Genomic DNA, 21,212 nt, shown 5'->3' with positions numbered 1-21,212 from the left:
TGTCGAAACACCTAAACTAGCATCCCGATGCATGGCAACCAAACCAAACCCGGGACGCAGGGAGGAACGCATATGGTCCGCCGCAATTGCCTTCGTGGTCAGAGTTTCATCGTGCCCTTGTTCGTATGCATTGTCTTCGCCTTTACGGCTGCCGCTTTGGGGCAATCGACCGCGATCAACGGCACGATTCGGGGCCGCGTCGTCGATACCACCGGCGCCGCCGTGCCGCAGGCCACGATCACGGTGACCAACTCCGCGACCGGTTTTTCCCGCTCAGGGTCGACCAGCGATGAAGGGTATTACGTTTTCCCGAACCTGCCGCTGGGCAGCTACGCTGTCGCGGTCAAGAGGGAAGGATTCGCAACTCAAAGGCACTCCAACGTGGTGCTGGAGGCCGGCAAAGATGCCGTCATCGATGCGCAATTGTCGGTGGGCCAGGTGGAGACCGCGATTGAGGTTACCGGCGGCGCGCCCGTGGTTGAACCGGCGCGCGTCAACATCGGTCGCACTATCACCGAGGGCGAAGTCCAGAACCTGCCGCTCACCTCGCGCAATCCTTACAACTTCATTCTGTTCCAGCCCGGCGTCAGCGGCCATCCCAACCCGGAACTCGGCATTCCGCGCACCATCAATACCAACGGCTTGCTGGACCGCATTAACTACCAGATGGATGGGATGGTCGACACCCAGACCGACCGTTATGGCCTGCGCCTGTTTCCCATCTCCGATACCTACGTCAAGGAAGTCCAGACCGTCGCCAATAGCTTCTCGCCGGAGTTCGGCGGTACATCGGGCAACATCTACAATGTCATCACCGGCTCCGGCACCAACACCTTTCACGGCATGTTCAACTGGATCCGGCGCTCGGTCGATGCCACCGCCCGGCCCATCCTGCTCTCGCCGACCGCGGTCAAACCCGAGTTGAAGCTGCAGGATTACGCCATGAATGGCGGCGCAGCCATCATTAAGGACAAGCTGTTCGTCTTTGGCGCCTACGAGCACTTGACCCGCGGCGTTCCCACCCCCATCACGATTACCGCGGCGAACGCTAGCGCGCTCGGCCTGGCACCCAGCGACCTGGGCAGCGCGCCCGGCGTCCTGCACGGCCAGTTTGTGAACACGCGACTGGATTGGAATGTTAACGCCCGCAACCAGGTCTTCTTTCGCTACAACTACTTTCGCAACCAGTTTCCCATCAATACCAACAGCAACGGCATCTCCACCGGCCTGAGCGCCTTGGATGCCTGGAGCGACTTCCGCGACCGCGCCCACGTCATTGGCATGCAATGGGTGAGTACTCTTTCCAACAGCCTTCTGAACGAGTTTCGCTTCTCCTGGCCTTATCGCCAGAACACTCACTTCAACGGCTCTACGTCCGGACCCGGGCCGGTAGTCCTGGTCACTGGAGTCGCAGCATTTAACGGCACCAACGCCGCCGGTGACCGCTTTGCGGAGAAGATCCCCAATGCCAATGAAAACCTGACCTGGATCCGCGGCCGGCACACTTTGAAGGTCGGATTCAACATCTCCGACATTGTCGATTTGCAGCGCTTCGTCAGCTTCAATCAGTACACGTTCCCCAGCATCGCCGCCTACAACGCCGCCAAGTCGGGCGCCAATCCTTTCGCCTACACACGGTTCAATACCCAGTCCGACCCCGCCGGACTGCACTACAGCTCTCTGTTCTGGGGTTTCTATGGGCAGGACAGTTGGCAGCTCACGCCCAACCTGCTGATGATTTACGGCCTGCGCTATGACCGCTATCAGCCGCCCGATGCGAACCCGAACGCGCCCTTCATTTTCTCCAGGCATTTCGCGACGCCGAGCGGCAACGTGGCGCCGCGCCTGGGCATGACGTACCGCCTCAACGAGAAAACTGTGGTGCGCGCCTCCGGAGGCCTCTTCTTCGACGCACCTCCGACCAACCTCTGGTTCAACACTTTGAACCAGGACGGCTCCAACCGCATCCGCAGCGCTTCGGTTAGCGGTTGCAACGCCGTTGCGCCTTGTACGCCGCCGGCGGGGGCGCCCGCCTTTCCCTCGGTTGCCAACCTCACTCCCACCGCCCAGGACGTAATCACGATCACGCCGGATTACAAGAACGCCTACACCATCAATGCCAGCCTGCAGGTCTCACGCGAGTTGAGCCGCAACGACGTCGTATCGGCCGGCTACGTTTACACTTCCGGCCGCAATTTGGTGTTCCTGCGAAATATGAACCTCATTAATCCCATCGGGACGCTGGCCGACGGGCGCCCAGTCTTCTCCTCCGCCGTGAACGCTTCCACGCGCTTGTTTCCGCAGTTCAACAACATCACGCTGCAGGACGTCGGCGCCACCTCCAGCTACAACGCGCTGCTTCTCAACTGGAATCACCGCCTGTCGCGCGGGCTGCAGGTCGCCGCTTCCTACACCTTTTCCCACTCCATCAGCGATGCCCCGGAAGCGAACACCTTCGAGCAGAACCTGCCCATCGAGGACCCTACCAATCTCCTCCGCGACCGCGGCAGGTCAAGCGTGGACCGGCCCCACGCCTTTACCCTCAGCACCGTGCTCGACCCGCAGGTTAAACTGGAGAATCGTTTCCTGAACCGTTTGTTGAACGACAACATGTTCGCCATCCTGGCTAACATCAGTTCCGGCGATGCGCAGAACATTACGGCCAACACCACGCTGAATGGCGACGGAACCACCGGCGCAGTGACGCGTCCGTTGTTTGTCGGTCGCAATACCGCGCGCGCCCCCAACATCTACCAGGTCGACTTGCGGTACACTCGCGCCTTCGCCCGCTTCTGGGAGCGGGTTGCGCCGCAGTTCATCTTCGAGGCCAACAACGTCTTCAATCACCCCAATGTCACCTCGATCAATTCGACGGCGACGGTCAACACCAACCCGGCGCTGGGCCAGGTCGGCGCCATCACGACACCGGCTTCGCTGCTGCCCTCCGGGACCGTGCTGGAAGGCCGCATCATCCAGTTTGGGCTTGGAGTGCGCTGGTAACAACCTAGTTTCTGGTCCGCGGCGGCCGCATAGAGGAGGAGAGCTTCGCGGCCGCTGCTTTCGCGTTATCATCGTTCCCAGCTCTCAATGAAGTCACCTAAACCATCGTCCGAGGCCCCCTTCCCGGCGCCGATTTACGCGGAAACCGTGCTGGCGGTCAATTTCGAGGACGCCAAGCGCTACTTTCTTGAGTCCCTGCTCGAAGTCCACTACGCCCATACCTTGATGCTGGCGCGGCAGAAGGTGATCAGCGCCGATGACGCCCGCGCTTGCCTGGGCGCGCTCGATGGACTGGATCGGGCCGCCATCCATAGCGCCATCTACGACGGCAGTTGCGAGGACCTGTTCTTTTACGTGGAGGAGAAGTTAGCGTCCTGCTGCGGCGCCGAAGTCGCGGGGCGCATGCACACCGCGCGCAGCCGTAACGACATCGACCTGACCCTGTACCGAATGACGGTACGTCGCCAACTCCTGACGCTGGCCGAAGCAGTCGCCGCGGCCCGCGAGGAACTGCTTCGCCTGGCGGCCGCGCACACCGATTCGGTGATGCCCGGTTACACCCACACGCAGCCGGCGCAGCCCACGACGCTGGCGCACTACCTGATGGCCGCGGTTGAATTTCTTGGCCGCGATTTCCAGCGCCTGCGGGCCGCCTTTGCCACCGTGAACCGGAGTCCTCTGGGGGCCTGCGCCATTACTACCACCGGCTTCCCCATCGATCGCGACTATACCGCTCGCCTGCTCGGCTTCGAAGGCTTGCAGGTCAACTCCTATGGTGCCATTGCCGCTATCGACTACCTTACCGAGTCGGCCGCCGCCGTGGCCGTTGCCATGGTGAACTTGGGCAAACTGGTTCAAGACCTGCTGCTGTGGTGCACCAAGGAATTCGGCTTCCTGCATCTCCGCGGCGCCTATGTGCAGGCCAGCAGCATCATGCCGCAGAAGCGTAATCCGGTCTCGCTGGAGCACACGCGCATCCTGGCCAGCAAGGCTCTCGGACAGGCCCAGGCGATCCTGACCGCGGCCCACAACACGCCCTTCGGCGATATCGTGGACAGCGAAGACGATCTCCTGCCCCTGGCGTTCTCCATGTTCGCCGACGCCGATCGCGCCCTGCGCTTGTTTGCCGGGGTCATCGCCAACACCGACGTGGATCGTGCGCGCCTTTTGAAGTTGGCCAACGACAACTTCCTTACCGTGACCGAACTGGCCGACACATTGGTGCGGCGCGAAAACGTCAGTTTCAGGTCCGCGCACCGGTTGGTCTCGGAAGCGGTCCGAGCCGTGGGTCCATCGTACTCGGCCCAACGCGTCACCGAGGAAGTGGAGCGTCTTGCGCCCTCCATCCTCGGCCGTGCGCTTAGCGCCACGCGCGAGGAGTTGCAGCGCGCGCTCGACGCCGACAACTTCGTGCGCGTGCGAACCGTTGTTGGAGGACCGGCGCCACCGGCGGTGAATGCCCAGATCGCGACCGCTCGCCGCGAGCAAACCCATGCTTCCGAATGGCTCGGCGAGAAGCGTCAACTGCTGCAGCGTTACCCCGAACTGATTCGCGAAGCCACCGTTGCGGCTCGACACGATGATTAGTTGGCGAAAGGTTGGTGGAGGCGGTGTTCGCGCGCGCAAGATCAGTCATAGGCGGCAACCCAATCCAGGCTGTTATTCTGCAATGTGACTCCAGGGCCACACTCACACCTCAAGACCCCGCTTCGGAAGGGTTTCCTCCGATCCTTTGGTCGATGGCTTATCACCGGCGTGGCGCTCATTTGGGTGCTTGCCGCGCTGATGCTTGTGGCCGCCCGGTGGATCGACCCACCGACAACCGCGGTGCACATCCAGCGCCGTTTGCAGGCCTGGATTCACCACACGCCGTATCACAAACGCTACAGATTCATTCCGCTCGGCCAAATCTCGCCCGATCTGCAGCACTCTGTAATTGCCGCCGAGGATGCGCGCTTCTACCAGCATCATGGGTTCGATTGGCACCAGATCCAAATCGCTGCCGCAGACGATTGGGAAGGCGGTCGCACTCGCGGAGCATCCACTATTACGCAGCAACTCGTTAAGAACCTATTCTTCGGAACGGGCCGCTCTTTCCTCCGCAAGGGCGCGGAGTTCACTCTGGTACCGGTGGCCGAACTCGTCCTCGGCAAGCGGCGCATTCTGGAGATTTACCTCAACGTGGTCGAATGGGGCCCTGGTATTTATGGTGCAGAGTCGGCGTGTCGTTACTACGATGGAACCACGGCCCGGAGTATTGGCCGGCAACAGGCGGCACGGCTTGCCGCGATTCTGCCGGCTCCCCTGAAGCGACGTCCCGAGCGCATGAATAACTACAGCGACCTCATTGTCGAGCGGATGCGCCAAATGGGTTGGTAATCGTGAGCAACATTTTACCCACGCTGCGCCGATGATTCATGTTCCTCCTGGTCCCACACATCGGACTCCCCCGATGCGTGGGACCACGATGTGTGGGACCGCGAACTGACTACGCCGCCGACTCCACGGCCTTGTTATATGCGGGCGCGAACACTTCCCGGGCAAATTGCGAGAATGTAACTTTGCCGGTACGTTTTTGTTCGCCCTGGAACTGCCTTAATATTCTGGGGGCTGCTTCTTCCATTTCAACCAGCAGTGCTGCCATTTCCGGCGACATCCCGCCCTGGCTCATTGCGGCCTTCAACTCGTCGCCGGGGACGGTGACCACGCGGATTTTTTTCCCGATGGCCTGTCCGGCGATGCGAGCCCACTCGTCGAACGAAATCTCCTGCGGGCCCACGATATCGACCACGTGATGGCCGTCGATCGGCTGGAGCAGAAACTCTGCAGCAATTTCGGCGATATCCCGCGTGGCAATGAATGGCGCTTTCACCGACCCCGGAATCGAAGTGTAGATGCTGTCTTGTCCGATGATCGTCGGCAACGAAAGAAACACGTTTTCCATGAACTCGTTCGGGCGCAGCGAGACGATGTTCTTTCCGGCAGCGCGAAACTTCTCTTCCGTCTCGTGGAGTCCAACAATCGGCCCCGTGCCGCTCGGCAGAAATGCTCCTGCACTCGAAAGTTGAACCACATGCAGATCCGGATACTTGCGGATAACGCTGGCCCCGGCCTCGGCCATGCGGCGGGCCGTACCCAAGGGATCGTGCGACGTTATCTCCGAAGGCGTCAGCCAGAACAAGGCGTCGGCGCCACGCACCGCCTGCTCAACCACCGCGGGATCGCTGTGCTCACCGGCGATGACCTTTGCCCCGCGGCTGGCCAGATTTTTCACTTTCTCCGGATGTCGGGCGATCAGCGTGACTTCGGACTTGCGGTCAAGAAGTATGTTGGCGAGTTTGCTGCCGATTTGGCCGGTAGGAGTGGTAACTGCGATCTTCATGGGATTTGCTCCTTGCCCGTAGAAGATGTGCAGGGTTTGTCTTGCGTTTCATAAAGGCAGGTACTTACGTGGGGATGCTTCTTGGCGGCGCAAATCGACTTGAGCAGCTTCTTTGGGGGGACTTCACCCGCGAATAGCCATAAACATCGGCGACCACTCGGTCATGCGGTCCGGGCGGCAGGTTGGCAGAAAGGTTGGTGGAGGCGGCGGGAGTTGAACCCGCGTCCGAAGGTGTCACTGGCAGAGAGCCTACATACTTATTCGCGTTCACGCGTCCCACTCAAGGAACACTTTCACGCCTCGCGCTCAGAACACGACAAGAAACGCGAGCCGCTAGCCCGGGATCTCGCTTCCACGCTCGGGCCGCACGCGGAAGCCAGCCTACTGTGCGACGTCCTTTCACCGCCCGTAGGCGAAACGGTGGAGGACGGCTACTTAACTAATTAAGCAGCGTATGCCAGCTGTTGATTGGCAATTATTGGTTTTGCACGCGATTACGGGTGTGTGCACCCCGGTATGCCTCTCTACCGCAAGCATCTCCGTCGAAGCCGTGACGCCCCCATTCGGTGATGAGCGGCAGACCCTTGTTTGCCCCTGGCTTTAACGACCCGCTGAGGGTCTGGCGTGAGGCCGTGCGCAAGAGTTCTGCTGTCAAAGAGCCACTTCCAATTATGTCAATAACCAATTGGAAGTCAACGTATTAGATGGTCCCGGAGCGGGGCGGGATTCAACCCTGGCAAAGCGGCATTCCGGATACTCGTCCCTCTCCTTCAACCGGATTTCTCGATTTCAAGGAACCGCGCGCCCTGCCGCCTCATCCAACGTCCGTGCCGACCGACTGTATCCCGTTCACGGCGATTCCGCACTCGTCGCAGCTTTTCCGCGATTACCTCTATGACTTCCAGCGGGTACAGCGGTTCTATTCCTTGAATCCTCGCCAGCGTGACTGGCTCCCCAAGGTTGCCGCTGCGCTCCCCTACGACGACGAGCGACGGCAGCGCGTCGCCAATGTTCTGGAGCGGCAGAACCGCGCGTTTGGCGCCTCCGAGCAGACCCTGGCCGGCATTCAACGCCTGCGTGCCGGCGCAGCGGCGGCGGTCACCGGCCAGCAGGTGGCCCTCTTTGGCGGGCCCATGTTCTCCCTGCTGAAGGCGGTTTCAGCGGTTCGCGTGGCCGAAGAAGCGCGCGCTGGCGGCGTTGATTGCGTGCCGGTTTTCTGGCTGGCCACCGAAGACCACGATCTGGCCGAAGTCAACCACGTCACCCTGCTGACCTCGGAAGGGAAGCTGGAAAAGTTGGCGACCCCGTCCCAAGGAGCCGCCAACGCGCCCATCAGCGAGATTCGGTTTGGCTCGGAGATAGAAAGCGTTGTGGCCCGCGCCTCCGAGCTGCTCGGGGAAAGCGAAGTCACGGAGCTGATCAAGCGCGCCTACCGTCCCGGGGAGACGTTGGGCAGCGCTTTCGCGCAACTGTTTGCGCGCCTGTTTGCCGACTTCGGCGTGGTTCTGCTGGACGCTTCTGATCCTGAGCTCCACGAGATCGGGCGGCCCGTGTACCGCGCAGCGGCCATGGGCGCGGAAGAAATCGACCTCGCACTGCTTGCGCGCGGCAAGGAGCTGCGCGCGGCCGGCTACCACGAGCAGGTCAAAGTCACGCCCTCCAGTACGCTGCTGTTTCAGCAACGCAACGGCGCTCGCGAGGTGGTCCACCGGCGCAACGGCAGTTTTGTGATTGGGCGCGACCTGGTCTCACGCGAAGAGCTGCTGGCGCAGATTGCCGCCGAGCCGCAACGATTCAGCGCCAACGTCCTGCTGCGACCCGTCGTGCAGGATTTCCTGTTGCCGACCATCGCTTATAGCGGTGGGCCGGCAGAAGTGGCGTACTTTGCGCAGGCGGCGGTGGTGTATGAAGAAGTGCTGGGCCGCGTGACGCCGGTCCTGCCGCGCTTCAGCGCCACGGTGGTGGACACGCGCGCGCAACGGCTGATGACCAAATACAGAGTCACGCTCACCGACCTTTTTCATGGGCCCGAAGTCTTCCGCGAATTGCTGGCGCTCCGCACCATGCCCGGCGAGTTGGATGCCAGGTTTGTCGATGCGGAAGAGGCTGTGATCGGAGCGATGGCCGGTATCAGCGCATCGCTGCAAAGAATGGATCCGACGCTGGTGGAAGCGGCCGGACGCGCCGCCTCGAAGATGCTGTACCAGTTGCGCCGGCTGCGGAAGCGCGCCGGCAACGCGCAGCTGCACAAGAATCAAGAACTCAACCGGCACGCCGAATGGCTGAGCTCGGTGTTGTTCCCGGCCAAGAACTTGCAGGAGCGCGAAATCTCCGGTGTTTCCTTCCTCGCAAGACACGGCCGCGAACTTCTCCAGACGCTTTCCGCGGCCGCCCAGGCCGATTGCCCGGATCATCAGGTGGTTAATTTGTGATGGTAATTGGTGAGTGGTGATTCCAGCTTCGCATCCGCTACATTCCTTTTTTCTCGATTAAGCGCGCGCTCAGCACGACTCCGTCTTTGTCGTTGTGCAGCTTGATCGGAAACACCAGCACGTTCCAGGTCCAGCGCGAGGATTTCTTGGGCAAATTTGGCAGTCCGCGGAATCCGCGGTCGATGAAGGTTTCACGCGTGTCCGCCACTGTCTGGATGATCTCCCGCCAGTCTTCGCCCACGTCGGGAAACTCCTCGAACTTATTTTTGCCGATGAAGTGCTGCGGCTTTTTCTCGAAAAGCTTGGCGAAGTATTCATTGACGTACAGCCAATTGCCCTCGCGGTCCAGGACTTCCATGACCACGTCGTCACCGATCGCCTCCGAAATCCGGCGATAGTAAAAATCACGCGCGTCTACTACCACCGGCTTGCCGCGCCGCTTGGCTTCGAAGGATCGAAGCGCGCCGAGCAGGTCATCGACCGAACTGTGGCCTTTGAGGAGATGGATGTCGGCGATGCCGCCGAACTTGCGCTCCAGGGTGCCGGAAAGAATGATGATCGGAACCTGCGGGCGCTTGCTGCGGAGTGATTCGGCAACGTCGGTTCCGAACTTACCCGCGCCGAGATGATAATCGAGCACCGCGATGTCGATATCGTCCAGCTTCTGTTCGGCTTCTTCGATGGAGGATGACGTAACCACGTGATAGCCCCGCTGCCGCAGAATGGTGGAGCGCAGGACCAGGTTGTCCTCCAGATCGTCGAGCAGGAGGACGCGAATCGGTTTCACATTCTTACCGCCGACGGTGGTGAGCTCAGCCATAATCGGACCCGCCCATGATACGTGATGTGCCGGGCAGGGTAGGAGGAATGAATCGACCTACTTTTCGATGTCTTCCGGAGCGGGAGCGCCGGCCGTCCGACCCGCGGCGCGAATGGCGCGTGAGATTTCCGGCAGCTTGTTGAACACCGCGACACAACGCAGCCACTGCCGGTTGTCGATCGCGGGATAGCCGCTCACCGTCGCTCCCGGTTCAACATCGTTGGGAATGCCGCTCTGGGCTGTGGCCACAACGCCGTCGCCGAGTCTGCAATGGCCGGCCACGCCCACCTGCCCGGCGAGGATCACGTTGTTTCCCACCACGGTCGATCCGGCAAGACCAACCTGCGAACACAGGAGGGTGTTTTCGCCGACTTCGGAAGCATGGCCGACCTGCACCAAATTGTCGATCTTGGCGCCGCGCCGGATGCGCGTTTCGCCCACGCTGGCCCGATCGACGCAGGCGTTCGCCTGGACTTCGACATCGTCTTCCAGGACGGCAGGGCCCGACTGCACGATCTTTCTCCAACGCCCTTCGCCGGTCTTTGCGAATCCAAAGCCATCGCCGCCGACGACCGCGCCATTTTGCAAAACGACGTTATTTCCCAACACGCAGTATTCGCGAACCACCGCGTGCGCGTGGGCAAAGAAGCGGTCCCCGATATGCGCGCCGCGATAGATCACCACGTGCGGCAGCAGCACGCAGCTGTCGCCGATGACCACGTCTTCATCCACCACGACATAAGGCCCGACCGAGCCATGCTTTCCGATCCTGGCCGAGGGATGAACCAGCGCCGTGGAATGAACCCCGATCGGATAGCGCGGCGGATGATAGAAGAGCTCGATTGCTTCCGCGAATGCCAGGTAAGGATTTCCGGAGCGCAACGTGGGGGTGGCGAGCGACGGAAAGTCGTTGCTGACAATGACGGCCGAGGCGCGCGTGGTCCGGGCGGCGGCTGCGTACTTCGGATTGGCGACGAACGTCAGTTGTCCCGGACCCGCTTCCTCGATGCCCGCGACGCTGGTAATTTCCAGGTCGTCACCGTCGAGGCGAGCGCCCACTGTGGCTGCAATCTTGGAAAGTTTCATAGAGACATTGCGTAGTGTAACTGCTCGCTGGCACACCGGCCAAAAAAGCAGTTACTCGGTAAACATCGGAACCTGGCGGGTGTCCGTCGCCGCCGCAGCGCGTCGCTTCCCGGCTGCACCGCCGATGACCGCCAGCACCGTCAGTTGTGCCAACGCGGTTCGCGGAACGAAGATACGTTGCGTGTTGGAGCGCGTCTCGGGAGGATTGATGAGGTAGCCGTCCGCGCCCATCAGCGTCAGGTCGTTGGGCATCATGCCTTCGAGTACCTCGTTGTCGCGGAAGCGGAGACGCACCCACAGACCCTCGGTGCGCGGGCGGGTCGTAAAAGTCTTGCGCAGGGAATCGGGCTCGCCGAATTCGCGCACGAAGTAGATGCCCTTGATGTCTTTCAGATCGATGCTGACGACGTTTCCCGACGTGTTCAGCAGCTCAACTTTGCCGGCGGCAATAAAGTCGGTCGGCGACACGAACCCGTTCAGGGTGTCGCGGTTGAGTTTGCGGACAACGACCTTCTTGTGCGTGGAAGGCATGTTTACTGGCGGCTGAAATGTCCGTCCAACGCCAGCCGGAAGTTCATTCTCGCACTTTTTTCGCCGTCGGAAACGCAGGAAGCAGGGAAGGGTAGCCAAAGCGGTCAACCTTGTGTTATTGTCGGTGGTTCGCGGCGGCGTAGCTGCGCACTTAAGTTCCATATAGAGAGTTACTTACAAGCAAAAAGCCGGCCCCAGGAGTGCTTTATCAGCAGCTCGGTGGCGGCGGGCACAGGTCGTCACTTCGTAGAGTGACGCCGCCGGAGGCGCGTCGGGAGTCGCGCCGGCCGGACGATCCAAGAGCAAGATGGCCGATTACATCTACACCATGGAGACCCGGCTCACGCCGGAGCAACAGCGAGCCGTGAGCCTGGTTCAGGACGTCGCGCGCGCTCAGGAAATGAACCTTTACCTGACCGGCGGGACCATCCGCGACATCATCTCAGGGTTTCTCATTCGCGATATCGATCTCACCGTGCAGGGGAATCCTCTGCGGTTGCAGAAGGACTTGGAAAAAGCCGGCGTGATGGTCGAGGGCGTGGACGACGATACCAAGACGCTATACGTGCTTTTTCCCGGCAACGTGCGCGGCGAGATCGGCATGACCCACTCGGCTGCGTACGACAAACCCGGCAAGCCGCCGCGGATTACACCAGCCACCACTAACGAAGATTTGCGGCGCCGCGATTTCACCGTCAATGCCATGGCGTTGTCGCTTAACCCCGGCTCGCGCGGACTTTTGCTCGATCCCTTCAATGGCGTGGCCGACATCGAAGCCAAGGTCATCCGCATCCTGCACAACTACGCGTTCCTGGAGGAGCCGTCGCGCCTGATTCGCGCCACCCGATTTGCCCACCGCTTTCACTGGCCGTTGGAAGAACGGACGCAGGCCAGGTACGACGCTGCCAAAGAAGGTAATTACATCGACAACGTCACCGACCGCGCCATCGCGCAGGAAACCGAATCGCTCGCGTATGAAGAAGATCCCCTGCACATCATGCGCGCGCTGGAAAAAGAGAATTGGCTGAAAGTGTTGAACCCGCGCTGGTCGGTGGCCAAGGTGGACAGCGCGGGGCTTTCACAGCTGCTCAAGACGCGGCAGCAGATGCAGGAATTCGGATACAACGTCGACATGGCCCCGGCGGTAATGTACTTCCTCACCCGGCGGCTGAGCGATTCTGACATCCGCGACATGCAGAAGCTTAACCCGCGGCGCCAATTCGTGGAATCGTGGCGTAATCTCGAGGAGGACGCCAAGAAACTGGCCAAGCGTCTGACCGGCAAAGAGGCAGCCACGCCTTCTCGTACTTGGAATTTGCTGTCGGAGGCAAAGCCGGAGACCATCCTGTTCCTCGATGCCACCTCACGCCAGCAATCGGTGTCACAGAAGCTGAAAAATTTCTTCGGCAAGTGGCGGCAAGTCCGGCAGAAGCTGCCGTTACCGGAAATGGCGGAACTGCACATCACGCCCCAGTTGCCGGCGTATCCAAAGATCGAACAGGAAGCTTTCTTGCTGCTGCTCGATGGCAAGCTGCGTTCGCGTACCGAAATCTTGAAGTTCCTGAAACCTTACGCACCGCCGCCTCCGCCCCCGCCTCCACCTCCGAAGAAAGGAAAAGGCGCCAAGGCCGAACCGGCGCCGGCTGCTGCGTCCGCTGTACCCGCAAAGAAAGGGAAAGGGAAAGGCAAAGCGGCGATGGCGAATGTCGAGGTGCCCGCCGCGAAGGTCGAGAAGCCTTCCGAGAAGCCACCTGTTAAAGCCGCGAAACCCGCGCCCAAGCCGGCCAAGGCTAAACCCGCGCCGGCAAAGAAACCAAAAAAGCGGAAGCGATAGTAGCCCTCAGTGCGTTCCTCTAGTTCGGCGGCCGCTGCGTCGTCGTAGTGGTCGTCGTTGACGCAGCCCCATTCGGCGTCGTCGTCTGGGTTGTGGTGGTCGTCTTGTGATGGTGCTTTCTGCGGTGGTGCTTTCTCCTGTGATGCTTCACGGGTGTCGTGGTCGTGGCCGTCGAGTTCGCGCTCGGAGTGGTGGTCTGGGTGGTGGTAGTTGTGCTCTGTGAAGTGGTGGCCGTTTGGCCGAACACAAACCCGCTCACCGCCAACGAGAGTACAAGTGCAGCTAAGGTTTTCACCATGATGCCCCTCAGTTGTAGCGGAATTTTCCAGATTAGATGCGACGAAAATGCGCCGGCGCTGCATGGAGTTGCAGCGGCTCCTGAGTAGCCGGCCGGGTTCTCTGAAGCCTCGAAATCCACAGTCCCGCTGATTTCCACACGCTCCCGGTCCTTCCCATCACGGCTACATCACCATAAAATTGAATGTAGCCCCATGTCTGACTTCGTCCACCTGCACCTGCACACCGACTACTCCCTTCTCGATGGGGCCTGCGACATTGACAAGCTGGTAGCGCGCGTCAAGGAACTCGGAATGCCCGCCGTCGCCGTCACCGACCACGGCAATATATTTGGCGCTTTCAACTTCTTTCACGCCGCTAAGAACGCCGGGGTCAAGCCGATCATCGGCTGCGAACTGTACGTCTGCAAGAAGGATGACCACAACACCAGCCGCATGGCCCCGGACGGCGATACCTACAATCACCTGCTGGTGCTGGCAGAAAATGACGAAGGCTATCGCAACCTGGTCAAGATCACGAGCGAGGCGTCTCTGCACGGGTTCTACTACAAGCCCCGCATCTCGAAACGCTTCCTGGCCGAGCATTCGCGCGGCCTGGTCGGGCTATCCGGGTGCCTGAAGGGCGAAATTGCCGAGCGCCTGATGGAAGCAAAGTACGACGCCGCGCAAAAGGCTGCCGGACAGTTCGCCGACATTTTCGGCAAAAAGAATTTTTACCTCGAGATCCAGAACCAGGGCCTGGAACAGGAGCAGACCATCAATCCTGCGCTGCACAAACTGGCGCGCGAACTCGATCTGCCGCTAGTCGCCACCAACGACAGTCATTACCTCTGCGAGGACGACTGGCACGCCCAGGACGTGATGGTCTGCATCCAGACCGGCAAGTACATCCAGGACACCAACCGGATGAAATTCCAAACGCGGCATTTCTACGTCAAGAGTTATGACGAGATGCTGCGCATGTTCAACGATGCGCCGGAGGTGCTGCGGCGCACGCTGGACATTGCCGAGCGCTGCAATCTGAAGCTGGAGAAGATCCGCAATCCATTTCCCCATTTCGAGGTTCCGCCCGGCTTCACGCTCGACAGCTATTTCGAACATGTGGCGCGCGAAGGATTCGCGCGGCGGCTGAACACGATCCGCGAACTCGAGCGCCAGAGGCGGGTGAAGCATTCCATCAGCGATTACGAGCAACGCCTGGCGCGCGAGATCGACATAATCCGGCAGATGCAGTTTTCGGGTTATTTCCTGATCGTGTGGGATTTCATCCGCTGGGCCAAGGAGCGCGGAATCCCGGTGGGGCCGGGGCGCGGCTCCGCTGCCGGCTCGCTGGTCTCCTACGCAATGGGGATCACCGACCTCGACCCGCTGCAACATGAACTGCTGTTTGAGCGCTTCCTGAACCCGGAACGCGTTTCCATGCCCGACATTGACGTCGATTTCTGCATGAACCGGCGCGGCGAGGTCATTCATTACGTGACCGAGAAATACGGCCGCGACAACGTCGCCCAGATCATCACCTTCGGCACCATGATGGCGAAGGCGGCCATCAAGGACGTTGGCCGCGCCATGCAGATTCCCTACGCCGACGTGGACCGCATCGCCAAGATGGTTCCTGCCACGCTCAATATCACGCTGGACAAAGCGCTGGAAGACTCGCCGCCCCTGCAGGCCGCCTACGAGAGCGAAAGCCAGACGAAGGAGTTGATTGACACCGCCAAGCGGCTGGAGGGCCTGGTGCGCAACGCCGGAGTGCATGCGGCGGGCGTGGTCATCTCGCCGCAACCGCTGATTGATCTGGTTCCGCTGCACCGCACCAAGAACGACGAAATCGTGACCGCCTTCGACATGAAGGCGATCGAGAAGATGGGCCTGTTGAAGATGGACTTCCTCGGGCTCACCACGCTGACCATCCTTGATGACGCTCTTAAACTGGTGAAGCAGACGCGCGGCGAAGAACTCGACTGGAACAAGATCGCCCTCGATGACGCGCCAACCTACGAGAAGGTCTTTCACAGCGGACTGACCAGCGGCGTTTTCCAGTTTGAATCGCATGGCATGCGCGACGTCTTACGGCGCTACAAGCCGAGCACTGTCGAGGATCTCACGGCCTTGAACGCGTTGTACCGTCCCGGACCGATCCAGGGCGGAATGATCGACGACTTCATCGAGCGCAAGTGGGGCCGGAGAAAGATCGAATACGAACTGCCGGAGCTGGAGCCTATCCTGCGCGAAACCCTCGGGGTGATCGTGTACCAGGAACAGGTGATGCAGATTGCGAACCGCCTTGCCGGCTACTCGCTGGGCGAAGCCGACCTGCTGCGCCGTGCCATGGGCAAGAAGAAGGCGGAAGAGATGGCGGCGCAGCGCGAACGGTTCATGCGGGGCGCGGCCGCGCACGGGATTCCGGCGCGCAAGGCGGAGAAGATTTTCGACCTGATGGAGCAGTTTGCCGGGTACGGCTTCAACAAGTCGCATTCCGCCGCGTATGCGCTGCTGGCGTATCAGACCGCTTACCTGAAGACTCACTATCCGGTGGAGTTCATGGCAGCGCTGTTGACGTCGCTGACCGGGAGTACCGACGACGTCGTGAAGTACATAAACGAGTGCCGCGAAATGGGCATTCCCGTCGAGCCGCCGGACATCAACGTCAGCGACGCGAACTTTACGCCCCATGGCAATGCCATCCGCTTCGGCCTGGCGGCGATTAAGAACGTCGGCGGAAATGCGATTGACTCCATCGTCGCAGCCCGCAAGAAGCTGGGCCAGCTCCGCTCATTTTTCGAATTCTGCGAAAACGTGGACTTGCGGCTGCTGAATAAGCGGGTCGTTGAATCGCTGATCAAGAGCGGCGCCATGGATTCGCTGGGTCGGCGCAAGCAGCTGTTCGACAATGTGGACAAGGCGATGGAGCGCGGCCAAAAGGCGCAACGCGACATCGAGGCTGGGCAGCACGGCCTTTTCGGGGTCTTCGATGAACCGCAGGAACAGGCGCCGAAGTCGGAATATCTCGATGGCGCCGAGTGGGACGAGCACCAGCGCCTCGCCGCAGAAAAAGAGATTCTCGGTTTCTTCATCACCGGTCATCCCCTCCAGAAATACGAATCGAAGCTGGAGGATTTCGGCGCGCTCTCGACCCAGGAAATCTGCGCTCTCAAGCAGAGCACCGGCAAGGACGAAATCTACTCTGCCGGAATCATCACCAACCTCCGGGTAGCGAAATCGCGCAAGGGCGATCTGTACGCGCAAGGCGTCCTGGAAGATATGCTCGGGACCGTCGACCTGATCGTATTTCCCGAGGCGTACCGCCGTTTGCAGGACAAGGTCAAACTCGAAGTCCCGGTACTGATCAAGGGCGGGGTGCGCGTCGAGGAAGGCTCCAATCCCAAGCTGCTGGTCGGGGAAATCGAGCCGCTGGAGCAGGCGAAGCCGCGCTTGCCGCGCGCCATACGCATCCGTCTTCCATTGGAGAGCGCCACTCTGGACACCGTGGACGGTCTGCACGCCCACTGCGTTTCCCATCCCGGGGAAGCCAAGGTTTTATTTGATGTGGAACGCGCCGGCGACTTCATGGTCATCATGGAGCCGGAGGGCTATAATGTGCAGCCGGACCGGGCGTTCATTGCGCGTGTCGAAGAGCTGTGCGGGCGCGGCAGCGTGCGCGTAGTGGAATAGACACAAACTTTTTTATCGTAAAGGATTCATCTTGGCCCAACCTGGCGTATCGCTGATCTACGAGCTGGTGAACCGGGAATTGGAATCGGTCCGGGACGCCGCGGGAAACGGAAAGCTGATGGACTCGGCCGATCAGGCAAAGCAGGACCTCGAAAATATCGAGCAGCAAATCCGGCACCTGGAAGACATTGCCGGCGAAAACCAGGAGGCGCGCAAACAGCTGCAGGCCCTGCACGGCCAGGTGGACGCCCTTCGCCGGCAAATGACCCGCTCTGGACCCTGGCAGAAGACCGAACTCGCGCGCCACCCGCAGCGGCCTTATACCCTCGACTACATCGAGCGCGTTTTCACCGACTGGAGCGAGATTCACGGCGACCGCGGATTCTCCGATGACCCCGCCATCGTTGCCGGAATGGCGCGCTTCAACGGCCAGGAAGTTGTCGTTATCGGGACCCAGAAAGGCCGGGACGCCAAGCAGCGCGTCTACCGGAATTTCGGCATGCCCAATCCCGAAGGCTACCGCAAGGCGCTGCGCGTGATGCGAATCGCCGAGAAATTTCACCGGCCGGTTTTCACCCTGGTCGACACGCCGGGCGCTTACCCCGGCCTGGGCGCCGAGGAACGCGGCCAGGCGGAGGCGATTGCCCGCAATTTGCGCGAGATGTCGCGCCTGAAGGTTCCGATCATCACCGTGATTACAGGTGAAGGTGGCAGCGGGGGCGCGCTCGCCATTGCCGTGGCCGACCGCGTGCTGATGATGGAGAACTCCATCTATTCCGTGATTTCTCCCGAGGGCTGTGCGTCCATCATGTGGCGGGATGCCAGCAAGCGGGAACTGGCCGCCGAAGCGATGCGCATCACCGCCGGCGACCTCAGCGAATTTCACTGTGTTGACGACCTTGTTCCTGAACCGGCGGGCGGAGCGCAGAACGACTGGGACGCTGCCGGACGCATGCTGGGCGAATCTCTGCAAAAGCACCTGGGAGAGCTCCAGGCAAAGCCCTTGCAGCAACTGCTGGCCGATCGTTACAAGAAGTTTCGCAACATCGCCCAATTTTTCACCGAATAGTCAACTACATCGTTTTGCGATATTATTCGACTCGGGCATGGTTGGCGCAGCATCTTCAATAGGGTAACCCTCGCAACGGCGCCCGGAGTGCCGTATAATTTTGTAATCACTCTTCCCGGCAATCATCTTAGATATCGAGACAAGGATGGCTATGGCTACGACTGAAATTGGCGCGCAGGAGCTTTCCCAGCGCCTGGAACGGAAGCGGATCGTCAACGATTTCTCCCTCCAGGTTGCCACCGTGAACGGCTCCGGTTCGCAATCGGCCAATACCGTTTTATTACGCACTATTTTTCAGATGGGAGTCCCGGTTTCCGGAAAGAATCTTTTTCCTTCCAACATTGCCGGGCTGCCCACCTGGTACACAATCCGCGCCAGCAAAGACGGCTACATCGCGCGCAAAAAGGAGATCGATTTCCTGGTCGCCATGAATGCGGAAACGGCGGAAGAAGATGTAAAGTCGCTTGCCCCCGGCGCGGCCGTACTCTATGACGAACCGCTGGGACTCGGTTCCTTGCGCCAGGATTTGACCTTCTATTCCGTGCCCTTCGACAAGCTGGTTGCGCCCGTCTGTCCGGAAGCCAAGCTGCGCAAGCTGGTCAAGAACATGGTGTACGTCGGCGTGGTCGCGCGTCTGCTGAACCTTGATGCAGCGGAGATGGAGAAGGCCATCCGCAAGCAATTCGGACGCAAGGTAAAAGCCGCCGACCTGAACGTCAACGCGGCCAAGGCCGGCTATGACTACGCGGTCGCGTCCCTGACCAAGGCTGATCCTTTTTCTATCGAGCGCATGGACAAGACCGCCGGCAAGATCATCATCGACGGTAACTCCGCCGGCGCTCTCGGTTCCATGTTCGCCGGGGTCACAGTGGTGACCTGGTACCCGATCACGCCCTCATCCTCGCTCGTTGAAACCCTTATTGATTACATGAAGACATACCGGATTGGCAAAGACGGCAAAGCGACTTTTGCGATCGTCCAAGCCGAAGACGAGCTCGCTGCCATCGGTATGGTCCTGGGCGCGGCCTGGGCTGGAGCGCGCTCCATGACCTCCACCTCCGGTCCTGGCATTTCGCTGATGGCTGAGTTCGCCGGGCTAGGCTACTACGTTGAAGTGCCGGCCGTGATCTGGGACATCCAGCGGGTCGGCCCATCCACCGGCCTGCCGACCCGCACCGCGCAGGGCGACGTCCTTTCCACAGCGTTTCTCTCCCACGGCGATACCAGGCATATCCTGCTGTTTCCCGGTTCCGTGGCCGAGTGCTTCACCATGGCGGGCGAGGCGTTTGACCTGGCCGAGCAGTTTCAAACCCCGGTTTTCGTTTTGTCCGATCTCGACCTTGGCATGAACAACTGGATGTCGGAGCCCTTCCAGTATCCTGAAAAGCCGATCAACCGCGGCAAGGTCCTGACCCAGGAAGACCTCCAGCGTCTCGGCAGCTTTGCCCGTTATAAGGACGTGGACGGCGATGGCATCGGCTATCGCACCTTGCCCGGCACGGAACATCCGGCAGCAGCTTACTTCGCCCGCGGCAGCGGTCACAACGAGCAGTCGCAGTACAGCGAGCGTCCCAGCGATTACACCAACAACATGGAGCGGTTAAACCGCAAGTTCGAAACCGCGCGTTCGCACGTGCCCAAGCCGGAAATGGTGCAGAACGGCAAATCGAAAGTCGGCATCATCGGCTACGGGACGTCGCACTGGGCGCTGGTCGAGAGCCGCGACCAGATGACGAAGGAATACGGCGTCGAGACTGACTATCTGCGAGTCCGCGCCTATCCTTTCAATCGCGACGTGCACGAGTTTGTTGCCTCGCACGACCGCGTTTACGTCATCGATCAGAACCGTGACGGCCAGATGCTGTCGCTTTTGAAACTCGATCTGGATGCCGGCCAGTTGACCAAGCTGCGCAGCGTGCGCCACTACAACGGGTTGCCGATTGACGCCCGTTCCGTAACCGACGAGATCATCTCGCAGGAGGGCCGATAAATGGCGACCACACCGACTTCCACGCCGCCGCCCAAGACCAACCGCATCGGGCTCACGGTGATTGATTACCGCGGCGGCAAGACAACGCTCTGCGCCGGCTGTGGACACAACGCCATCTCGGAGCGCGTCATTGATGCCATGTACGAGATGGGCGTGCAGCCGGAACGCCTGATCAAGCCTTCCGGCATCGGCTGCTCCTCCAAGAGTCCGGCGTATTTCATGAGCCGTTCGCACAGCTTCAATGCGGTTCACGGGCGCATGCCGTCGGTGGCCACGGGCGCGCTGCTGGCCAATCACAAGCTCATGGCGCTCGGCGTCAGCGGCGACGGCGACACCGCTTCCATCGGCATCGGGCAGTTCGTGCACATGATGCGGCGCAATCTGCCGATGATTTACATTATCGAGGACAACGGCGTCTACGGCCTGACCAAGGGCCAATTTTCCGCCACCGCCGATATCGGCTCGAAGCTCAAGACCGGCGTCATCAACGACCTTCCGCCCATCGATACCTGCTCGCTGGCGATCATGCTGGGCGCTACCTACGTGGGCCGCTCATTTTCCGGCGATAAGAAGCAGTTGCTCGCCATGTTGAAGGCGGCCATCGCGCACAACGGCACTGCCATGCTGGACGTCATTTCGCCCTGCGTGACCTTCAATGACCACGAAGGCTCGACCAAGTCGTACAAGTTCACCAAGGACCACGACGAGCCCTTGCAGGAAGTCAGCTTCGTGCCCGCCTTCGAGGATATCGACGTGGAGTACGGAGAGGGAACTACCGTGGACGTGAGCATGCACGATGGTTCGCGCCTGCGCCTGCGGAAAATCGAGCAGGAATACGATCCCACCAACAAGTCGGAAGCGCTGAAGCGGCTCGCCGAGGCCCATGACAAAGGCGAGATTCTGACCGGCGTGTTCTACGTCAACCCCAAGGCGCCCACTTTTCTGGAATTGCTGAACCTCACCGAAGCGCCGCTGGCGACCTTGCCGGAAGCGGTGGTGCGTCCCTCTCGCCAGGTGCTGGAGGAGTGCATGGAAGAGCTGCGATAGGCGGAGTCAGCTGTCGGTAGTTAGGAGTTAGCAGCTGGAAAAGCCCCGCC

At 60.5% G+C, this 21,212-nt stretch carries 13 protein-coding genes and 1 other RNA gene; 9 read left to right on the top strand and 5 right to left on the bottom strand.

The genetic code is table 11. The features are described 5' to 3' along the window. Window positions 1–72 precede the first annotated feature (72 nt). The 3 genes from VFI82_02470 (at window position 73) to mtgA (ending at window position 5,379) form a co-directional block, all read left to right on the top strand. Window positions 73–3,000 (top strand): TonB-dependent receptor, encoded by a 2,928-nt coding sequence (locus tag VFI82_02470; protein ID HET7183520.1) that lies wholly within the window; start codon window positions 73–75, stop codon window positions 2,998–3,000. A gap of 87 nt (window positions 3,001–3,087) precedes the next feature. Further along, on the top strand, window positions 3,088–4,587 hold the full coding sequence (argH, locus tag VFI82_02465) for an argininosuccinate lyase (protein ID HET7183519.1): 1,500 nt from the start codon (window positions 3,088–3,090) through the stop codon (window positions 4,585–4,587). An 84-nt stretch (window positions 4,588–4,671) separates the two neighbouring features. Further along, a complete protein-coding gene (gene mtgA, locus VFI82_02460; GenBank protein HET7183518.1) occupies window positions 4,672–5,379 on the top strand; it encodes a monofunctional biosynthetic peptidoglycan transglycosylase in 708 nt (235 codons plus the stop codon). A gap of 109 nt (window positions 5,380–5,488) precedes the next feature. On the opposite strand, the gene VFI82_02455 is transcribed toward mtgA, so the two are convergent. Continuing rightward, window positions 5,489–6,382, bottom strand: a complete 894-nt coding sequence (locus VFI82_02455) for an NmrA family NAD(P)-binding protein (protein ID HET7183517.1) — start codon at window positions 6,380–6,382, stop codon at window positions 5,489–5,491. A gap of 195 nt (window positions 6,383–6,577) precedes the next feature. Next, window positions 6,578–6,943, bottom strand: a transfer-messenger RNA (tmRNA) gene (gene ssrA / locus VFI82_02450). 266 nt (window positions 6,944–7,209) lie between these two features. Between ssrA and bshC the strand changes: the two genes are divergently transcribed. Continuing rightward, window positions 7,210–8,814, top strand: coding sequence for a bacillithiol biosynthesis cysteine-adding enzyme BshC (gene bshC / locus VFI82_02445; protein ID HET7183516.1), 1,605 nt, complete (start codon window positions 7,210–7,212; stop codon window positions 8,812–8,814). A 37-nt stretch (window positions 8,815–8,851) separates the two neighbouring features. On the opposite strand, the gene VFI82_02440 is transcribed toward bshC, so the two are convergent. From VFI82_02440 to VFI82_02430, 3 genes are read right to left on the bottom strand one after another with little or no spacing between them, the layout of a single operon-like run. Beyond that, window positions 8,852–9,634, bottom strand: coding sequence for a response regulator (locus tag VFI82_02440; protein ID HET7183515.1), 783 nt, complete (start codon window positions 9,632–9,634; stop codon window positions 8,852–8,854). Window positions 9,635–9,691: 57 nt separating this feature from the next. After that, the gene (lpxD, locus tag VFI82_02435; GenBank protein ID HET7183514.1) at window positions 9,692–10,720 is read right to left on the bottom strand and encodes a UDP-3-O-(3-hydroxymyristoyl)glucosamine N-acyltransferase; all 1,029 of its coding nucleotides are present in this window, start codon (window positions 10,718–10,720) and stop codon (window positions 9,692–9,694) included. A 51-nt stretch (window positions 10,721–10,771) separates the two neighbouring features. Further along, complete coding sequence (locus tag VFI82_02430) at window positions 10,772–11,251, bottom strand: hypothetical protein (protein HET7183513.1); 480 nt, start codon at window positions 11,249–11,251, stop codon at window positions 10,772–10,774. 307 nt (window positions 11,252–11,558) lie between these two features. Between VFI82_02430 and VFI82_02425 the strand changes: the two genes are divergently transcribed. The 5 genes from VFI82_02425 (at window position 11,559) to VFI82_02405 (ending at window position 21,162) form a co-directional block, all read left to right on the top strand. Beyond that, the gene (locus VFI82_02425; GenBank protein ID HET7183512.1) at window positions 11,559–13,085 is read left to right on the top strand and encodes a CCA tRNA nucleotidyltransferase; all 1,527 of its coding nucleotides are present in this window, start codon (window positions 11,559–11,561) and stop codon (window positions 13,083–13,085) included. A gap of 491 nt (window positions 13,086–13,576) precedes the next feature. Next, entirely contained in the window at window positions 13,577–17,056 is a 3,480-nt protein-coding gene (dnaE, locus tag VFI82_02420; protein ID HET7183511.1) for a DNA polymerase III subunit alpha, read from the top strand. A 31-nt stretch (window positions 17,057–17,087) separates the two neighbouring features. Then, window positions 17,088–18,125, top strand: a complete 1,038-nt coding sequence (locus VFI82_02415) for an acetyl-CoA carboxylase carboxyltransferase subunit alpha (GenBank protein HET7183510.1) — start codon at window positions 17,088–17,090, stop codon at window positions 18,123–18,125. A gap of 151 nt (window positions 18,126–18,276) precedes the next feature. After that, window positions 18,277–20,115 (top strand): 2-oxoacid:acceptor oxidoreductase subunit alpha, encoded by a 1,839-nt coding sequence (locus tag VFI82_02410; GenBank protein HET7183509.1) that lies wholly within the window; start codon window positions 18,277–18,279, stop codon window positions 20,113–20,115. Next, window positions 20,116–21,162 (top strand): 2-oxoacid:ferredoxin oxidoreductase subunit beta, encoded by a 1,047-nt coding sequence (locus tag VFI82_02405; GenBank protein HET7183508.1) that lies wholly within the window; start codon window positions 20,116–20,118, stop codon window positions 21,160–21,162. The last annotated feature ends 50 nt before the right edge of the window (window positions 21,163–21,212 follow it).

The organism is Terriglobales bacterium, assembly GCA_035691485.1.
Classification (GTDB): Bacteria; Acidobacteriota; Terriglobia; order Terriglobales; family Acidobacteriaceae; genus JAIQGF01.
This window is presented reverse-complemented; position numbering and strand designations above follow the sequence as displayed.